The sequence below is a fragment of the Marinobacterium sp. MBR-111 genome (assembly GCF_040547585.1).
Lineage (GTDB): Bacteria > Pseudomonadota > Gammaproteobacteria > Pseudomonadales > Balneatricaceae > Marinobacterium > Marinobacterium iners.
Window position 1 is genome coordinate 184582 of the sequence record NZ_JBEPQA010000004.1, and the last position, 16781, is coordinate 201362.

General features: G+C 53.7%; 12 protein-coding genes. 6 read left to right on the forward strand and 6 right to left on the reverse strand.

Going from position 1 to position 16781, the window contains the following annotated elements; all coding sequences use genetic code 11:
* Positions 1 to 42: 42 nt before the first annotated feature.
* Both ABIE61_RS04585 and ABIE61_RS04590 read left to right on the forward strand, forming a co-directional pair.
* Positions 43 to 1374 carry a KamA family radical SAM protein gene (locus tag ABIE61_RS04585; RefSeq protein WP_354407156.1) on the forward strand — a complete coding sequence of 444 codons (1332 nt, stop codon included), beginning with the start codon at positions 43 to 45 and terminating at the stop codon, positions 1372 to 1374.
* 117 nt (positions 1375 to 1491) lie between these two features.
* Positions 1492 to 2073, forward strand: a complete 582-nt coding sequence (locus ABIE61_RS04590) for a PhnA domain-containing protein (protein WP_354407158.1) — start codon at positions 1492 to 1494, stop codon at positions 2071 to 2073.
* A 52-nt stretch (positions 2074 to 2125) separates the two neighbouring features.
* On the opposite strand, the gene ABIE61_RS04595 is transcribed toward ABIE61_RS04590, so the two are convergent.
* The gene (locus tag ABIE61_RS04595; RefSeq protein ID WP_354407161.1) at positions 2126 to 4105 is read right to left on the reverse strand and encodes a methyl-accepting chemotaxis protein; all 1980 of its coding nucleotides are present in this window, start codon (positions 4103 to 4105) and stop codon (positions 2126 to 2128) included.
* A 253-nt stretch (positions 4106 to 4358) separates the two neighbouring features.
* On the opposite strand from ABIE61_RS04595, the gene ABIE61_RS04600 reads away from it, so the two are divergent.
* On the forward strand, positions 4359 to 6344 hold the full coding sequence (locus tag ABIE61_RS04600; RefSeq protein WP_354407163.1) for a methyl-accepting chemotaxis protein: 1986 nt from the start codon (positions 4359 to 4361) through the stop codon (positions 6342 to 6344).
* Between the two features lie 70 nt (positions 6345 to 6414).
* Here the strand turns inward: ABIE61_RS04600 and ABIE61_RS04605 are convergent, their stop codons facing one another.
* From ABIE61_RS04605 to ABIE61_RS04615, 3 genes are all read right to left on the reverse strand, one after another.
* On the reverse strand, positions 6415 to 7995 hold the full coding sequence (locus tag ABIE61_RS04605; RefSeq protein WP_354407165.1) for a methyl-accepting chemotaxis protein: 1581 nt from the start codon (positions 7993 to 7995) through the stop codon (positions 6415 to 6417).
* A gap of 151 nt (positions 7996 to 8146) precedes the next feature.
* A complete protein-coding gene (locus ABIE61_RS04610) occupies positions 8147 to 10402 on the reverse strand; it encodes an Orn/Lys/Arg family decarboxylase (RefSeq protein WP_354407168.1) in 2256 nt (751 codons plus the stop codon).
* 82 nt (positions 10403 to 10484) lie between these two features.
* On the reverse strand, positions 10485 to 11108 hold the full coding sequence (locus ABIE61_RS04615) for a glutathione S-transferase family protein (protein WP_354407170.1): 624 nt from the start codon (positions 11106 to 11108) through the stop codon (positions 10485 to 10487).
* A gap of 150 nt (positions 11109 to 11258) precedes the next feature.
* Between ABIE61_RS04615 and ABIE61_RS04620 the strand changes: the two genes are divergently transcribed.
* On the forward strand, positions 11259 to 12167 hold the full coding sequence (locus tag ABIE61_RS04620) for a bestrophin family protein (RefSeq protein WP_091825080.1): 909 nt from the start codon (positions 11259 to 11261) through the stop codon (positions 12165 to 12167).
* A gap of 107 nt (positions 12168 to 12274) precedes the next feature.
* On the opposite strand, the gene ABIE61_RS04625 is transcribed toward ABIE61_RS04620, so the two are convergent.
* Both ABIE61_RS04625 and ABIE61_RS04630 read right to left on the reverse strand, forming a co-directional pair.
* Positions 12275 to 13201, reverse strand: coding sequence for a porin (locus ABIE61_RS04625; protein WP_354407173.1), 927 nt, complete (start codon positions 13199 to 13201; stop codon positions 12275 to 12277).
* Between the two features lie 38 nt (positions 13202 to 13239).
* Entirely contained in the window at positions 13240 to 13899 is a 660-nt protein-coding gene (locus tag ABIE61_RS04630) for a DUF2057 domain-containing protein (RefSeq protein ID WP_354407176.1), read from the reverse strand.
* A 184-nt stretch (positions 13900 to 14083) separates the two neighbouring features.
* Between ABIE61_RS04630 and ABIE61_RS04635 the strand changes: the two genes are divergently transcribed.
* Entirely contained in the window at positions 14084 to 16252 is a 2169-nt protein-coding gene (locus ABIE61_RS04635) for an esterase-like activity of phytase family protein (protein ID WP_354407178.1), read from the forward strand.
* A 189-nt stretch (positions 16253 to 16441) separates the two neighbouring features.
* Positions 16442 to 16735: a hypothetical protein gene (locus tag ABIE61_RS04640; protein ID WP_354407180.1), complete on the forward strand. Its 294-nt coding sequence runs from the start codon at positions 16442 to 16444 to the stop codon at positions 16733 to 16735.
* Positions 16736 to 16781: the final 46 nt, after the last annotated feature.

Sequence of the window (16781 nt, forward strand, 5' to 3'; positions counted from 1 at the left end):
TGAAGCTGACTGTTGAATCCTATCAAGCTTGCAAGGGAGCCCATGAATTCACAAACGCCTATCAACCTAATCCAGGCCACCGAGGCCGATATAGCCCCCGCTTTTAAAGTCTACACGGCCCGTCATCTGGCGCAGATTCCGCAGTTGCAACGACTTCCATCCCAACTCAGGCATGAGATGGAAGTGGTTGCATCCGTTCTGCCGTTTCGAGTCAATAACTATGTGATCGATCAACTTATCAACTGGGATGATGCGATCAACGACCCCATGTTTCAGCTAACCTTCCCTCAGCGCGGCATGCTAAAGCCCGAGCATTATGCGGCGGTGGAGGCGGCGCTGGAAGCAGGTGACAAGACCGAGATCAAGCGCGTGGTCGATGAGGTACGTCAGGCGTTGAATCCGCATCCGGCGGGTCAGCTGGAACAGAACATTCCACGAGTGAACGGCGAGCCGGTCAACGGCATCCAGCATAAGTATGGCCAGACCGTATTGTTCTTCCCCAGCTCCGGTCAGGTCTGTCACAGCTACTGCACTTTCTGTTTCCGCTGGGCGCAGTTTGTCGGTGACCAGTCACTGAAAATCGCGGCCAAGGAATCAGGGCAGCTGTGTGATTACCTGCGGGAACACCCTGAAGTGACCGATGTGCTGATCACGGGGGGCGACCCTATGGTGATGAAAACCAAAAACCTGCGCGCCTATCTGGAACCGCTGTTGGAGCCGGAATTTGACCATATCCGCACTGTTCGTATCGGCTCCAAGGCACTGACCTTCTGGCCGTACCGTTTTGTCACGGATGAGGACAGCGATGATTTGATGGCACTGTTCCGTGACATCATTGCCGCAGGAAAGCATCTGGCCTTTATGGCGCATTACAACCACTGGCGCGAGATGGAAACCGATATTCACCGTCAGGCGGTGGCACGCATCCGTGAAACCGGTGCACATATCCGCAGCCAGGGCCCGCTGCTCAACCACATCAACACCGAAGCCGATGACTGGGCAAGAATGTGGCAGACACAGGTAGAGATGGGTATTCAGCCGTACTACATGTTTGTCGAGCGTGACACCGGTGCTCAGCACTACTTCGAAGTACCGTTGGCACAGGCCTGGAACACCTACCGTGATGCCATGAAGCAGGTCAGTGGTATCGCCCGTACCGCACGCGGCCCGTCCATGTCAGCGACACCGGGCAAAGTAGAGATTCAGGGCGTGACCGAAATCAACGGTGAGAAGGTGTTTGTGCTGCGCTTCATTCAGGGTCGCAATCCGGATTGGGTGCAGCGTCCGTTCTTTGCCGCCTACGATGAAAACGCCACTTGGTTGAACCATCTAAAACCGGCGTTCGGTGAAGAGAAATTCTTCTTCGAAGAGTAATCGATCTGCTGTGAACATCAATAAAAGGCTGCCAACAGGCAGCCTTTTACGTTCAAGGCCACAAAAACTGCGCGGTTTCTGGCATAATGCGCCGCTTCATTAACAGGAGGGTCGATCATGTCAATCGAACAGGCGCTGCAGGCTCGCAGCGAATCCAAGTGTGAACTTTGTGGCGCAACCGAAGATCTGGCGGTATTTCCGGTTCCTCCATCGTCGGATAACAGTGTCGATCAGTCTGTCCTCCTGTGCGAAACCTGCCGCAACCAGATCGACAACCCGGAGCAGGTGGATACCAACCACTGGCGCTGCCTCAACGACAGCATGTGGAGTCAGGTGCCGGCGGTACAGGTTCTGGCCTGGCGCATGCTCAACCGTCTGCGTGGCGAGGGTTGGCCGCAGGACCTGCTGGACATGATGTATCTGGATGACGAAACACTGAGCTGGGCTCAGGCGACAGGTGATCACTTGTCAGACGACGAAGTTGTACGTCATCTGGACAGCAATGGGGTTGTACTTGAGGCGGGTGATACCGTTACCCTGATCAAGGATCTGAACGTGAAGGGCTCAAGCCTGACGGCAAAACGTGGAACCGCGGTGCGCAACATCTCACTGGTCCCGGATAACCCCGAACACATCGAGGGGCGGGTTGAAGGTCAGCAAATCGTGATTTTGACCAAGTTTGTCAAGAAACAGAAGTAACCCGCCTGCACTGGACTCATCCGGACCACTCTGTCCGAATGAGTCCAGGGTTTCAGATCGAGAAGCGCTTCAGCAACTCTTGCTGTTCATGGGCGTAACTGAGTAGCTCACGACTGCTGCCGGACGCCTGACGCGCGCCTTCGGTTGTTTCGCTGGCGGTGGTATTCAGCCCGTTCAGCGTACGGCTGACTTCTTCGACTGCATCGGTTTGCTGGCGTGCTGCCTCTGTAATCTGTGTACTCAGGCTGCCAATGTGGGCTATGGCGGCATTGAGAGAATCCAAAGAGGTTTGAGAGGCATGGGCGTGTTCTACACAGCTTTGTGTCTGGTGGTAGCTTGATTGCATCACGCTCACGACCTGCGTAATGTTTTTCTGCATATTTTCCACCATCTCCTGAATCCGCCCTGTGGAATTCTGGGTTCGACTGGCCAGCTCGCGTACTTCATCGGCGACTACCGCAAAGCCGCGACCATGCTCACCGGCTCTGGCAGCCTCGATGGCGGCGTTCAGTGCCAGCAGGTTGGTCTGTTCAGCGATATCCCGAATGGTAGACAGAATACTGTCAATCTCCGAGCCGTAGCTGGCAAGCTGATCACTGACGCTGACTGCCTGTTGTATACCACTGGCCTGCAGTTCGATGCTTTGCAGGGTTTCACGGACATTATCTGTCAAGCTGACACTAAGGGACTCGCATTCATTGACGGCATCCAGTGTGGTATGACTGTGATTGGCCACTTCGGCCACACTGCTGGAAATTTCGGTAGCGGCGGATGCCGTTTGATGCAACTGGTCACTTTGATGAGCCATTGCCTGCGTGGTCTGCTCACTGATGGCTGAGTTCTGGCTGGCAACGGATGCAAGATGCTCAGAACCACGGGTAATAGTGGTGACGATTTCGCGCAGGCCCTTGACCACATCGTTGAGGGCTTCGCCCAGCTCACCGAACTCATCCTTGCGCTGATCATCAAAGCTGATACGAAGATCACCCTGACGCAGCCGTCCCAATTGCTGACGGATCTCGGCCAGGGGTTTACGCAGCGCGTTAATGGTCAACAGCGCTATCACGATCGCCAGTACGATGGCGGCGGAGGCGATTATCAGGATAACCGTATTGCTCAAAATAATCGCCTGTTGTCCTTTCTGACGGGTATCGGCTGCCAGTGTACGCGCTGCCTCGACCATGCTGGCAGACTCTTTGCTGGACGCTTCCATCAAGGCTGACAACTGTTCCAGCGTTTGGGTCAGTTCAATATCAGCGGCGGTAAGCTGGTTATACAGCGACAGTACGCCATCATCACCGTAAAAAGCGGTTTCAAGATTTTGCACCAGCGGCTCGACCTGGTTGGCGCGGGGTTCAGCTTCAGCGAAAAACTCATGTGCCTGGACCAGGCTGGCTCGATTATCTTTGGCATCACTGCGCAAGCGTTCGATATCCTGATTGCGCTGGTAATTGAACAGCATGAATCGGTAGCTGTTGGCTGCGCGGGTGACGGAGCGGATGCGCAATATGCCTTCATCGCTGGTTGCTGTGGAAAGGTAGTTGCGTGCCCAGCTGGCAAGGGCATCATTCTGAGTCATGAACTTGACTGAGATGTCACTGACTGCCGCCTGCAGTCGCCGCTGTTCCTGGTGCAGTGCGAACAGTTTTTCCGACAGGCCTTTAAGCTCTACTGCATTATTGCGAATCCGCTTTACAATGGGGGCCAGTTCGGTGTGGTTATCAAGCCGAAGCTGGAGTTGATCCAGCTGCTTACTGAAACGGTCGAAGCTGGTGTTGAACATCTCTCGATAGCTTTCAAATCGCTCCGGCTGGCGCTGAGCCAAGGCACCGTAAAGATCCGTGGTTGAGTTACCCAAAGCAAGTGTCTGGGCGTAGCTGTCATCAACCAGTGGCAACACGTCTTCCGTGACGGCACTCAAGCCGGCACTGACTGTTCGGCTACCGTAAAGTCCGCCAGCACCGACCAGCATGATGAAGACGACCAAGAGGCCGAAACCGATGGCAATACGTTGTGTTATATAGATTTTCATGCCGTGACCCAGATTCTTGTTATTGGTGGGTTTTTACTTAGGGTATTTGCTTATTTGGAAGCTGTAAACCTGTAAATTGTCTGTCACCAAATACAGTCATTGTGCAGCAGGTCAATAACCCTGTCTGAATACGTTTACACTGACTGTCAGGCACGATTTAATGACTGCTGGAGACAAAAACCGTTAAAGTCCGCGGTTCGTCAGGGTTAGCCCAACGATTCACCGATGCTGCCAGCCCCAGAGGAAGGTAAAGATGTTCAAATATTCTCCCGATACAAAATCGATGCGCTACCGCGCCGGCAAACTGCTGGAGCAGTTACTCGAACTGGTTGGTATGCGCTCGCTCGATGCCCAGTTCATGTTTTCCTATGTGATCATCTTTGTGCTGACTGCAGTGATCGGCGCAGCCGTTTACTTATCTGACAATACAGATGCCTCCGCGATCAATGTGGCGGGTGCCCAACGCATGCTGAGCCAGAAAATGGCCAAGGAAGTGCTGCTGCTGTCTCAGGATGTCGGGGACCGCAGCGGAGTGACACAGACCATGAATGCGTTTGAGAGCGCACACCAGGCATTGCTGAATGGCTCTGCCGAGCGAGGCATCAAGGCTGCGGAGGATGCAGAGATCCGATCTCGGCTGGAGCAGGTGGGTACACTCTGGAACAGTTATCGTGCAACGCTGAACCAGTATCTGCAGCAACCGGATACCGCCTTGTTGCCAAAGCTGGAGCAGCAGTCGCTGACACTGCTCAAGGAAATGAACAACACCGTTGGGTTGATGGAATCCAAAGCACTGGGACAGCAGAAACTGCTGCAGCAAATCGCGCTTTGGGTAACCGCTCTAGTGCTGCTGCTGATCGTGATGGGCCGTTCTTTTGGCCTGACGGTCATGTTCCGTCAGATCAAGAACCTGCGTGACCATCTGAGGGTACTGGCGCAGGGCAATTTCTCGATTCCGATTGAAATCGATAACCCGAAAAACGAGGTAGGTCAAAACTATACTGCCTACAACGAAATCATCCTCGAAATTGGCGAACTGCTGCATCAGGTAACTCAGACTGCAGGGCGTATCAGTACAGGGGTGGGTCAGGTGAATTCGGCGTTGTCGGACACCGACCGTGGTGTGACCAATCAACAGTCGCAAATTGATCAGGTAGCGGCAGCCGTGACTGAAATGGCATCCACGGTGCAGGAGGTGGCTCAAAGTGCATCCAGCGCCGCGTCCTCGGCTGAGGCGGCCAATGATTCTGCCAAGGGTGGCCAGCAGCTGGTGGCACAGGTGAGCGATCAGATCGGTGGTGTGGCGGATCAGGTGCGTCACTCCGGTGAGGTCATTCGTGAGCTGGCGAAAGACTCAGAAGAGGTTAGCCAGATTCTGGATGTGATTACCGGTATTGCCGAGCAGACCAACCTGCTGGCACTGAACGCCGCCATTGAGGCTGCTCGCGCCGGTGAGCAGGGGCGTGGTTTTGCCGTAGTGGCAGATGAAGTTCGGACGCTGGCTCAGCGCACCCAGGAATCAACTGAAAATATTGCACGTATCGTTGAGCGGTTGCAGAAACAGTCGACCTCAGCGGTACACTCGATTGAAACCAGTCAGCGTATGGCTGAAGAGAGTGTGGCGCAGGCTGAAGAGGCGCGCAGTGTCATTTTGAGAATTGTGGATGCGGTGGGCGTCATCACCGACATGAACACCCAGATCGCCACCGCTGCCGAAGAGCAGAGTCAGGTGGCACATGATATGGATCGTCATATCACCGGTATTGCCGATCAGTCGCGCAGAACCTCCGCGTATTCAAAGCAGTCGGTTGAGGTGACCAGCCAGATCAGTGGTTATGTGGAAAGTTTGTTGAAGGAAGTCAGTCGGTTTGAAACCAATGTACAGGGTATCGACCTGGGGGCTGCCAAGGCGGCCCACCTGTCCTGGAAAACACGGCTGCGCAGCTTTCTGGATGGCAAGTCAAGCCTGACAGAGAAAGAGGCCGTATCGCATATGGATTGTGCTTTCGGTAAGTGGTACTACTCGGAAGGTAAAGAGAAATATGGCAGCCTGCGTGAGTTCACCAGCATTGAATCACCGCACGAGAAGCTGCATGCACTGGTGAAGGAAGCGATTCGGTATCGTCAGGCTAAAGAGTTTGATCGTGCCGAAAACTGTTACGATCAGGTTGCGGCCATCTCTGCTGAAATCGTACAAAAGCTGACGGCGCTGGAAGACAAGGTGCAGCAGCGTAAGTAATAGATAAACTCGGCTGAGGTGAAACGCCCCGCATTGCGGGGCGTTTACGTTCTGGAAAAGGGTTGCTCGCTCAGGCTTTCACAACCCAGAAATTGGTGGATAGTTGCTTCAGATTACGTGACAGTCCTGCCATCTCTTCCGCCGACAGCTGTGTCTGTTCGCCATCACTGAGATTGTTTTGTGCCACATCACGGATCAGTCCCACGTTGCGCTCTATCTCGCCGCTGACACTGAGCTGCTGCTCTACGGCAGAGGCAATCTGTGTGTTCATGTCCGTAATCTGATTTACCGCTACAGTAATCTCCTGCAGTGCGTCTGCAGCCTGCAGTGCTCTTTCAACGGTGTGGCGGGCCTTGTTCTGACTCTGACGCATGGCATCGGTGGCGTTGCGAGAGCCCTGCTGTAGACTTTCCAGCAGCGTTTGGATCTCACCGACCGATTCCTGACTGCGTTGTGCCAGGTTGCGAACCTCTTCGGCCACCACGGCAAAGCCACGTCCATGTTCACCGGCGCGGGCGGCTTCGATGGCGGCGTTCAGTGCCAGCAGGTTGGTTTTTTCGGAGATGCCGGTGATGACTTCCAGAATGCCATGGATGTTATCGCTGCTGGTCGCCAACTGGTCAATGACGCCAGTGGCATTTTCAATTTCGTCAGTCAGAGACAGGATCGCTTCGCGTGCATCGGCCATGACGGCCTGACCATTACTGGCGCAGGTATTGGATCCCTCTGCGCTGACCGCTGTCATCTGGGCGTGACGGGCCACTTCCTCGATGCTGGCGACCATCTCTGTGATGGCCGACGCAATCTGCTCCGTTTCTGACTGCTGGTGGTTCAGTCCCTGGCTGCTGCGCTCAACGGCAGATGCCAGACGCTCGGCATTTTGACCCAGCTGCTCTGCACAGTCGTTGATGCGTCCGGCAATGGCGCGAGCTTCCGAACGCAGGCGAAACAGAGCGAACTGAAGCTGGCCGGCCTCGTCATCGCGGCCCGTGTAGATGCGTCGTGCCAGCGCATCGTTCGAAACACTTGTGCGGGTCTGCTCAATTACCTGGTGGATGGGCTGTATGATCAGCATCGACAACAGGCTTGCCAACATGGCCGCAACCACAATCGCCGCAGTGCCATCGGTGCCGGCAACCCCCGAGTAGTGCAGGCCCAGTGCCGCCAGTGTCGCCAGTACGCCGGCTCCCAGCAGGCGCCAGGGCAGCCGTATGCGGCTGGCCAGGCTGGGCTTGAATCCTTTGCCGGCCGACAGGCGAGCATATAGTTGACTGGCTCTGGCAATCTGTTCTGGCTCGGGACGGGTACGTACCGACTGGTATTCGACGACCTTGCCATCCTCGGTGATCGGCGTGACATACGCACTGACCCAGTAGTGATCACCGTTTTTGCAGCGGTTTTTCACAATTCCCATCCAGGAGTTGCCGGTCTGTACCGTATCCCACAGGGACTGGAAAGCAGCCGGGGGCATGTCAGGGTGGCGTACGATGTTGTGGTTTTTGCCCAACAGCTCATCCTGGCTGAAACCACATATCGTGATGAAGTCCTGATTGACGTAGGTTACCTGACCCTTAAGGTCGGTGGTGGAGAGAATATTGGTATTGTCGGGGAACTCGACCTCACGGTCTGTAATGGGCAGATTCTTTTTCATGGCACCTGTTATCCTTGTTATCGCCGTTTGGTCCCTCAAGGACCATCCAGCTCACTATAGACTACCTACAAATTGTGTGCCAAATATTTCATGTATAAAAAAAGCGGCTTCTGAAAGCCGCTTCTATAAGGTGTTGTTTATCGTGTGTTGATCAGTCCTTGACCACATCCACGAAGTAGGCATCCTTGCCGTTGACCTGTTCACGTACCAAGCCGTGAACATCGGTCTCGAAGCCCGGGAAGCGTGAGTTGAAGTCGCGGGCAAACTGCAGGTAGCGCACGATAGTCTTGTTGAAACGCTCACCCGGTACCAGCAGAGGAATACCCGGTGGGTAGGGGGTCACCAGCATGGCAGTGACGCGGCCTTCGAGGGCGTCGATGGAAACCCGCTCTACCTCACGGTGCGCCATTTTGGCCCAGGCATCGGCCGGGGTCATGGCCGGTTCGATGTTGGACAGGTACATTTCGGTGGTGATGCGAGCCACATCATATTGCTTGTAGACGTTATGAATCTCAGTACAGAGATCACGCAGGCCAACGCGCTCATAGGTGGGGTGACGCTTGGCAAATTCGGGCATCACACGCCACATGGGCAGGTTCTGGTCGTAGTCATCCTTGAACTGCTGAAGCTCGGTCACCATTGAGTTCCAGCGGCCCTTGGTGATGCCGATGGTGAACATGATGAAAAAGGAGTAGAGGCCGCTTTTCTCGATAATAATGCCGTGCTCGGCCAGGTATTTGCTGACGATGGCGGCTGGAATGCCGACTTCGTCGAACTCACCTTCCAAATTGAGCCCCGGTGTGATGATGGTGGACTTGATCGGGTCCAGCATGTTGAAGCCTGAGTCGATCTTGCCAAAGCCGTGCCAATCATCGTTGTCATGGATGATCCAGTTGTCACGGTCTCCCAAGCCTTCCTCGGCCTGCACATCCGGCCCCCAGACCTTGAACCACCAGTCGTCTTCGCCAAACTCTTCGTCAACCTTGTGCATGGCACGGCGGAAATCGATCGCTTCCAGCAGTGATTCTTCCACCAGAGCCTTGCCGCCTGGTGGCTCCATCATGGCGGCTGCCACGTCACAGGACGCAATGATCGCGTACTGCGGGCTGGTAGAGGAGTGCATCAGGTAGGATTCGTTGAAACGGTGGGTATCCAGCTTTCGGCTGGTGCCGTCCTGTACCAGAATCTGGGAGGCCTGCGACAATCCTGCCAGCAGTTTGTGAGTGGATTGGGTCGCAAACACCAGCGTTTCATCCGAGCGTGGACGATCCGGCCCGATGGCATGCATGTTGTGATAGAACTCATGGAACGATGCGTGCGGCAGCCAGGCCTCATCGAAGTGCAGGGTGTCGATGGTATTGCCCAGCATCTCCTTGATCGTTTCCACGTTGTAAACGATGCCGTCGTAGGTGCTCTGGGTAATGGTCAAGATACGTGGCTTTTTGTTCTTCGCCTCGCGGGCAAAGGGGTTGGCCTCGATCTTCTTGCGGATGGTTTCAGGGTCGAATTCACTTTTGGGAATCGGACCAATGATGCCGTAGTTGTTGCGGGTCGGCATCAAGAACACTGGGATCGCACCGGTCATGATGATCGAGTGCAGAATCGACTTGTGGCAATTCCGGTCGACTACGACGATGTCACCCGGCGCTACGGTAGAGTGCCACACGACCTTGTTGGACGTGGACGTGCCGTTGGTGACAAAGAACAGATGATCGGCATTGAAGATGCGTGCGGCATTGGACTCACTGGCTGATACCGGGCCGGTGTGGTCCAGCAGTTGGCCCAGCTCTTCTACTGCGTTGCACACGTCGGCGCGCAGCATGTTTTCACCGAAGAACTGGTGAAACATCTGGCCTACAGGGCTTTTCAGAAAGGCAACACCGCCTGAATGGCCGGGGCAGTGCCAGGAGTAGGAGCTGTCACTGGCGTAGTCCATCAGCGCCTTGAAGAAAGGCGGGGCCAGGCTTTCCAGATACTTGGTCGCTTCGCGAATGATGTGGCGGGCCACGAACTCGGGTGTGTCCTCGAACATATGGATGAAACCATGCAGCTCGCGCAGGATATCGTTGGAGATATGGCGTGAGGTGCGGGTTTCACCGTAGAGGAACACCGGAATATCAGCGTTGCGCTTGCGCACCTCACCGATGAAGTCACGAATTGATTTCAATGCCTTATCCACATCTTCATCGGAGCCGGAACCGAACTCTTCGTCATCGATGGACAGGATAAAGCAGGAGGCCCGACTGGCCTGCTGTGCGAATGATGTCAGGTCACCGTAGCTGGTAAATCCGACCACTTCCATGCCTTCGCGACTGATCGCTTCAGCCAGATCCCGGATACCGGAACCTGAGATGTTTTCGGAGCGGAAATCTTCGTCGATGATGACGACGGGGAAACGAAACTTCATGCACACATCCTGCAGGTTGAGGGCGGTTCCTAAGAGTTCAGGTCAGCAATTGTAGCAGTGGCAGGGTCAGAGTAAAGCTACATCAACGGTCCTGCTGACCGGCAATTGATGGACGCCTGGCCATCTGGCTGAGCCACTTTTGCAGGTTTGGCAAACTATCATTGACCTGTAGTTCCAACCGAGGCAGGAAGCGGCACAGGACCCACAACGTGATATCGGCGATACTGAAATGCTCTCCTGCAACCCATGAGTGGGTACTCAACTGCTGATCCACAACAGGCAGAAAGGCGTTTACCCTTTTTTGTGATTCCTCTCCCCAGCTTTTGACACAGGTTTCCCGGTCACTGAAGAACCCTGTCAGGTTGCGAAATGCTTGAAAAGCGGGCACTAAACCCTGTAATTCTACTATCCGCTGCCACATTTCAACGCGGGCCTGCTCCAGTGGCGTATCGCCAAACAGAGCCTTGTCGTTGGGTGTAATGGCGTCAAAGTAGCGACAGATTGCAAGGCTTTCGCAGATACAGGTGCCATCATCGAGCTCCAGCACCGGAATCAGCCCATTGGGCGCTTTCTGTAAAAACGTCTTGGTACGGTTTTCGGCGCCTTTGGTATCAACCTGTTGGCGTTCCACTTCGACTCCCAGTTCTTTGAGAAAAATGGCAACACGCAGAGCGCTCGGGGTGGCAGAGTTTTCAAGCAGTTTCATGTTGGGCCTCTGTATTGTTGTTATTCGGCAATAATTAAAACTGTTCACGACACGAGTTCTGGTCAACACTATCGCCGACATACAGTTTATGCCAGATGCATTTTATTCAGGCGAGTCAAAATACAACTCGCTGTCGGGAGTTAATCTGAAATGATCGTTCGCAAGCGCCCGGGCGCCATCGGCCTGATGCTGGCCTGGAAAGGCTCGGTTGTACCTCATGTGTTGCCTCATATCATTCTGGTCGGGCTGTTCGCTCTTGCCGTTACCTGGGGCATGAGGCGGCATTATCTTGATGGGGTTGTCGAGTACAGCCTGTTGCCGTTTACTCTGATCGGTATAGCCCTGTCGATACTGCTGAGCGTGCGCAATACCGCAACCTATGACCGTTGGTGGGAAGCCAGAAAGCAGTGGGGGCACATGGTGTATGAAGTGCGCAGCCTGGCGCGTGCCAGTGGTATCTATTTGGCAGACGGGGAGCGTCGACACCTGCTGTCATGTGTACTGGCGCACAGTCACCTGTTGCGGGGGCAACTGCGTGGCGAAGATGTACGTGATGATCTGCCACCGGATCTGCCGGCTGAAATGATCAATATGGCGCTTTCGAAACGCAATCCGGCGGAGTTCATGCTTCAGCAGGCGGGGTTACAGGTTGCTCAGTCGCTGCAGTCGGGACAGATCGATACCATCGCGGCGGCGGCCCTGGACCGTCACCTGCATGAATTGGCAGGGATTCAGGCTGCATCTGAGCGGATTGCGCATACACCCTTGCCTTTTGCCTACACACTGTTGGCACATCGGACAGCCTATATTTACTGTTACCTTCTTCCGTTTGGGTTGGTCGGTGCCGCTGGCTGGTTTACCCCGGTGTTTTGCGCCATCGTGGCCTACACGTTTTTTGGGCTGGACCGACTATCCGAGCAACTGGAATTTCCTTTCGGGCGTGAAAGTAATGACCTGCCATTGGATGCAATATGCCGCATTCATGAAATCAGTATCGCAGAAGCGTTGGGAGAAACCGCACCTGAACTTCTGCAGCCTGTTGAGTTTCTGCTGCAGTAACCCCGGAACCAGGTCAACCAACGAAAAAGCCGGCTCAAGAGAGCCGGCAGTGAGCCGTGACCGTTCAGGCCCGAAGGGGGTAAGGCGTGAACGGCTACGCTAGTCCATTAGAATTTGACGCGCATACCTGCCAGGTAGCCCATGTCGGCGCCATCTTCGTCAGAGTCAGCGATTTCCGCAAACAGGCTGACGTTTTTCTGAGTCGGGAACTTGTAGGTTACGTTGGCGTACCATTCAGTGATGTCGTCTCCGGCATCAAAGTCTTCGTTAACCATACCGATAGCCATGCTGGTAGTGCTGGCGACCGGGAACGACACGGCAATGTTGTAAAGGTCAGCGATGTCATCAGTGCTGCTGTAGTCAGCTGCGAAAGTAGCAAAGCCGGCGTCATAAGAGGCACTGACACCCCAGGTGTCATAAGAATCGGCACCGATCGCTTCCTTTGCGTTCTGATAGGCCGCTGCCAGTGTCAGATCACCAAGATTGGTGGATGCGAAAAGATCGAAATACTCACCGTTTTCGCTGTCTTCACCTTCGGCATCCATCTCGTAGGACGCAACCAGGTAAACATTCTCCAGCTCGATGTCCATACGGATAGTGTCATCACCGTCGGTAGACATGCCATCGAAGCGGTCTTCGCTTACGGTCTTCAGTTCGTAGGCTTCCTCGATACCGAACTCGTCAGATGCAAAGTTCTGTTTACCGAAGGAAACAGATGTGTTTCCGAAGGCCAGGCCCAGGTAAGCCTCTTCAAGCTTGCTGCCATCCTGTTTGTCTTCAGCAGCATCCTTGAAGCCGAAATCAACGCGACCAAAGGCTTTCATATCGTTGCCGAGGTCGTAGCTGACGTAGTTTTTTAGCTCCAGATCATCGAACTCGATATCAGCGTGTTCGTCTTCGCCAATTTCCTTGCGCAGCTGAACCTGCAGGTCACCGTTCAGCTTATAGGTAAAGCCATTGCCTTCGTAAACAGTAACAGCGCTGGCGGAGCTGGCAGCAGCGGAAACTGCAACAGCCAGAAGAAGCTTTTTCATGTGCGAGACTCCAAATAAAAGAATAGTAAGGGTGAGGTTTACTGGCTGGATTTAATCCAGCTCTTGAATTTATTCCGTGTTTCCGTACTGGCCTGCTCATACCAGAACTGCAGCATTTGCCCGACCATTTTCTGGTCAGCATGAATGCCACTTGAAACCGACTGAACAGGTGTTCCTTTATTAAAATTGTGTGCTTCGGTATTTAAAGAGGCCATGGCTGCTTCAGCGGAAGAACTATTAAAGGCCTTGAGCTCTTTTTCATAGTCACGTGCCAGCTGGAAACCTTCTTTCTCCAACTTGCCAAAATCAAAAGGAATGGATTTCCCATCAGTATTTTGCAAACGCCAGTTGCCCGATTCATTAAATGCTTTAAGACCATATCGATTGGATATTTCAGGCGCGTGAACACTCACAGTGGTGTCGTTGGCAGTAAAGCTGATAACAAAAGTGTCACTCTTTTCAAGGATGTAGTCGTCAGCTGACTGCGTTATTTCGGCAGTGTACTCGGCAACGATCTGAGACCTGCCATTCTCTGCGGTAATATCAGGGGAATCAGAAAATAGTGTGCCTTGATCAATGGCCTTACCATTGACTGCCAGAATATTTACACCTGATCCGGCAGCAATTTTGATATCCGCCAACACAACGGAAGGCATGATTGAGCAGGATATCAGCAGTGGTAAGAGTATTTTTTTCATGTATGTACCTGTAACTCGGTATCTGAAAGTTGAGGTGCATATTATTTTTCAAATGTTACGCTGCTGTTTCGGTTGTATTAAGGTTTTTTATTGGCTTTGTAATCTTTTTTAAATGTTATATTGGTATACGGTTAAAAAGATTTTGAGTGTATTGAATCAAACCCCTTCAAAGGAAACCGTTCAAATGCTGTCGTTAACCTCTCGTCTTTCTTTGCTTGCATTGGCTGTCGCCGCTTCTTCCGGCGCGCATGCAGAACAGTTCAATCGGGTAGCCAGTTTTCCGGTCAGTCAGAACTTGCCGGCCGACAACTGGACTCAGGAAACTTCGCCTGAAATCATCACCGCAACGGCCGACGGGCAGACGCTGGTCTACTCAGACAGCCCCCGTGGCGGCCTTGGGTTTGTCGATATTCGTGAAGCGGAGCAGCCAAAGCCCGCAGGCTTCCTGGCACTGGAGGGGGAGCCTACCTCTGTCAGTGCATTGGGTAATCTGGTTGTGACCGCTGTGAACACGTCTGAAAACTATGTAAAACCTTCCGGTTTTGTGGCGCTGGTTTCACCGGATCAGATGAAGGTGATCAATCAGTGCGAACTGGGTGGACAGCCTGATTCAGTGGCGGTTTCAGCCGATAAGTCGCTGGTTGCCATCGCAATCGAGAACGAGCGCGATGAGGACCTGAATGATGGACAGATACCGCAGTTGCCGGCAGGCGACCTGGTCATCCTGTCGGTCAAGGACGGACAGCTGGACTGCAACAGCATGAAGCGTGTTGACATGACAGGGCTGGCCGACATCGCGCCTTCAGATCCTGAGCCGGAATTTGTCGACTTCAATGCTCAGGGTGAGATTGTGGTGACACTGCAGGAAAACAATCACTTGGTGATCGTTGACGGCGCCAGCGGCAAGGTGATCAATCACTTTTCAGCGGGCAGCGTTGATCTTGAGGGCATCGACACCGAAAAGGATGGTGCGCTGACCTTTACAGACAGTTTGAAAAGCGTGCTGCGAGAGCCTGATGCGGTCAAGTGGCTGGACAATGAGCGTTTCGTGATTGCCAATGAAGGCGACTATCAGGGTGGCGCGCGCGGGTTCAGTATTTTCCACAAGAGTGGAGAATTGCTGTTCGAGTCGGGAGCGGCCTTTGAGCATGAGGTGGTACGTGCCGGCCACTACCCGGACAAGCGTTCAGGCAAAAAGGGCAGTGAACCTGAAGGGCTTGAAGTTGCCCGTTTTGGTGATGACACCTATATCTTCGTATTGTCTGAGCGCGGATCGGTGATGGGAGTCTACCGAGATACAGGTGCAGAACCTGAGTTTGTGCAGTTGTTGCCGTCCGGTATGGCACCGGAGTCAGCCATCGCGATCCCTTCACGTGGCCTGCTGGCCAGTGCCAACGAAAAGGATCTGGTTGAAGAGGGTGGTGCGCGTGCACATGTCATGCTGTTCAAGTGGTCAGATGCACCTGCCGCTTATCCTCAGCTGATTTCAGTAAACGACACAGCGGGAAATCCGATTGGCTGGGGAGCCCTTTCAGGGTTGGCTGCAGATGACAAAGAGCCTGGTATTGTCTATGCCGTTAATGACAGTTTTTACAAAAAGCAGCCTCGTATATTCCGTATAGATGCAACTGAGCATCCCGCCCGTATTACCGCTGCGATCGATATCACCCGCGAAGGTAAGGCTGCCGGCAAGCTGGATCTCGAAGGGATTGCGTCAGACGGCAAAGGAGGCTTCTGGCTGGCCTCTGAAGGCAATGTCGACAAGGAAGTTCCGCATGCGATCCATCATGTGAATGCGGCGGGCGAAATCACCCGTACCATTGAGCTGCCTTCACAGTTGCTCAAACATCAAAGCCGTTTCGGTGCGGAAGGGATCGCCCTGGCAGGCGATACGCTCTGGGTTGCAATGCAGCGGCCGTGGGGGGATGACCCTGATCATCATGCGAAACTGCTGGCCTATGACCTGAAAACCGGTCAATGGGGTGCCGTACATTACCCACTGGAGCAGGTAAGCGAAGGTTGGGTAGGGCTGTCAGAGCTGGAACTTCATAAAGACAGTCTTTACGTGATTGAGCGTGACAACCAGATCGGTGAAAAAGCATCCATCAAGCGGCTCTATCGCATTGAACTGTCAGCTCTCAAGCCGCGTCCACTGGGTGAGGCGCTGCCGGTTGTATCCAAAACGCTCGTACGTGACCTGATACCCGATCTGAAGAGTCTTAACGGCTATATCACCGATAAGGTTGAAGGCTTTGCAATCGATGTCAGTGGCAAAGCTTATGTGGTGACGGACAACGACGGTGTGGATGACAGTTCAGGTGAAACGCTCTGGTTGAAGCTTGGTACTCTCTGAGCCGGATGAAGCCATGTGTTCAAGGGCTGCCTTCGGGTGGCCCTTTTTGTTGTTACCGCGCAACATACAAGCGTTTTGCTGCAAATGTCGGCACTTTTGAGACACTAGAGCACTGTTTGGGTTAGCGCTACAATCGTTCCCGCAATGGATTCTGATCAATTAGTGATCAACTTATCGGGAGGGTTCACCATGAGCACCGACAGCAAGAGTTCAGTTAAAGACATTAACCGTCACATCCGCAGATATAACCTGATTACATTGCCTGCCACGCTGGTCATCGGGTTTGGCATCTACCTTCTGTTTACCGGCAATGGTGGCCAGTTTCACCCCTTGCTGGCGGAGCAATCGTTTGTGATCAAGATGATGCTGGCGGCAGGGGTCATTGAATTGCTGGCCATGAATCGGTTGGCAAAACTGAACAAGCTTAAGCATGTTATTCTCAGCAACCACAAGCTGGATCGTCGCCACAAAGCCTTTCACTGACAGTCCTGTCAGCAAACAGGGGGCTCGAATATGGTGCGCACGTCAG

Excerpts from the sequence above, each read along its gene's own strand:
- ABIE61_RS04585 (WP_354407156.1), top strand. The coding sequence starts at position 43 with ATGAATTCACAAACGCCTATCAACCTAATCCAGGCCACCGAGGCCGAT.
- ABIE61_RS04590 (WP_354407158.1), top strand. The coding sequence starts at position 1,492 with ATGTCAATCGAACAGGCGCTGCAGGCTCGCAGCGAATCCAAGTGTGAA.
- ABIE61_RS04595 (WP_354407161.1), bottom strand. The coding sequence starts at position 4,105 with ATGAAAATCTATATAACACAACGTATTGCCATCGGTTTCGGCCTCTTG.
- ABIE61_RS04600 (WP_354407163.1), top strand. The coding sequence starts at position 4,359 with ATGTTCAAATATTCTCCCGATACAAAATCGATGCGCTACCGCGCCGGC.
- ABIE61_RS04605 (WP_354407165.1), bottom strand. The coding sequence starts at position 7,995 with ATGAAAAAGAATCTGCCCATTACAGACCGTGAGGTCGAGTTCCCCGAC.
- ABIE61_RS04610 (WP_354407168.1), bottom strand. The coding sequence starts at position 10,402 with ATGAAGTTTCGTTTCCCCGTCGTCATCATCGACGAAGATTTCCGCTCC.
- ABIE61_RS04615 (WP_354407170.1), bottom strand. The coding sequence starts at position 11,108 with ATGAAACTGCTTGAAAACTCTGCCACCCCGAGCGCTCTGCGTGTTGCC.
- ABIE61_RS04620 (WP_091825080.1), top strand. The coding sequence starts at position 11,259 with ATGATCGTTCGCAAGCGCCCGGGCGCCATCGGCCTGATGCTGGCCTGG.
- ABIE61_RS04625 (WP_354407173.1), bottom strand. The coding sequence starts at position 13,201 with ATGAAAAAGCTTCTTCTGGCTGTTGCAGTTTCCGCTGCTGCCAGCTCC.
- ABIE61_RS04630 (WP_354407176.1), bottom strand. The coding sequence starts at position 13,899 with ATGAAAAAAATACTCTTACCACTGCTGATATCCTGCTCAATCATGCCT.
- ABIE61_RS04635 (WP_354407178.1), top strand. The coding sequence starts at position 14,084 with ATGCTGTCGTTAACCTCTCGTCTTTCTTTGCTTGCATTGGCTGTCGCC.
- ABIE61_RS04640 (WP_354407180.1), top strand. The coding sequence starts at position 16,442 with ATGAGCACCGACAGCAAGAGTTCAGTTAAAGACATTAACCGTCACATC.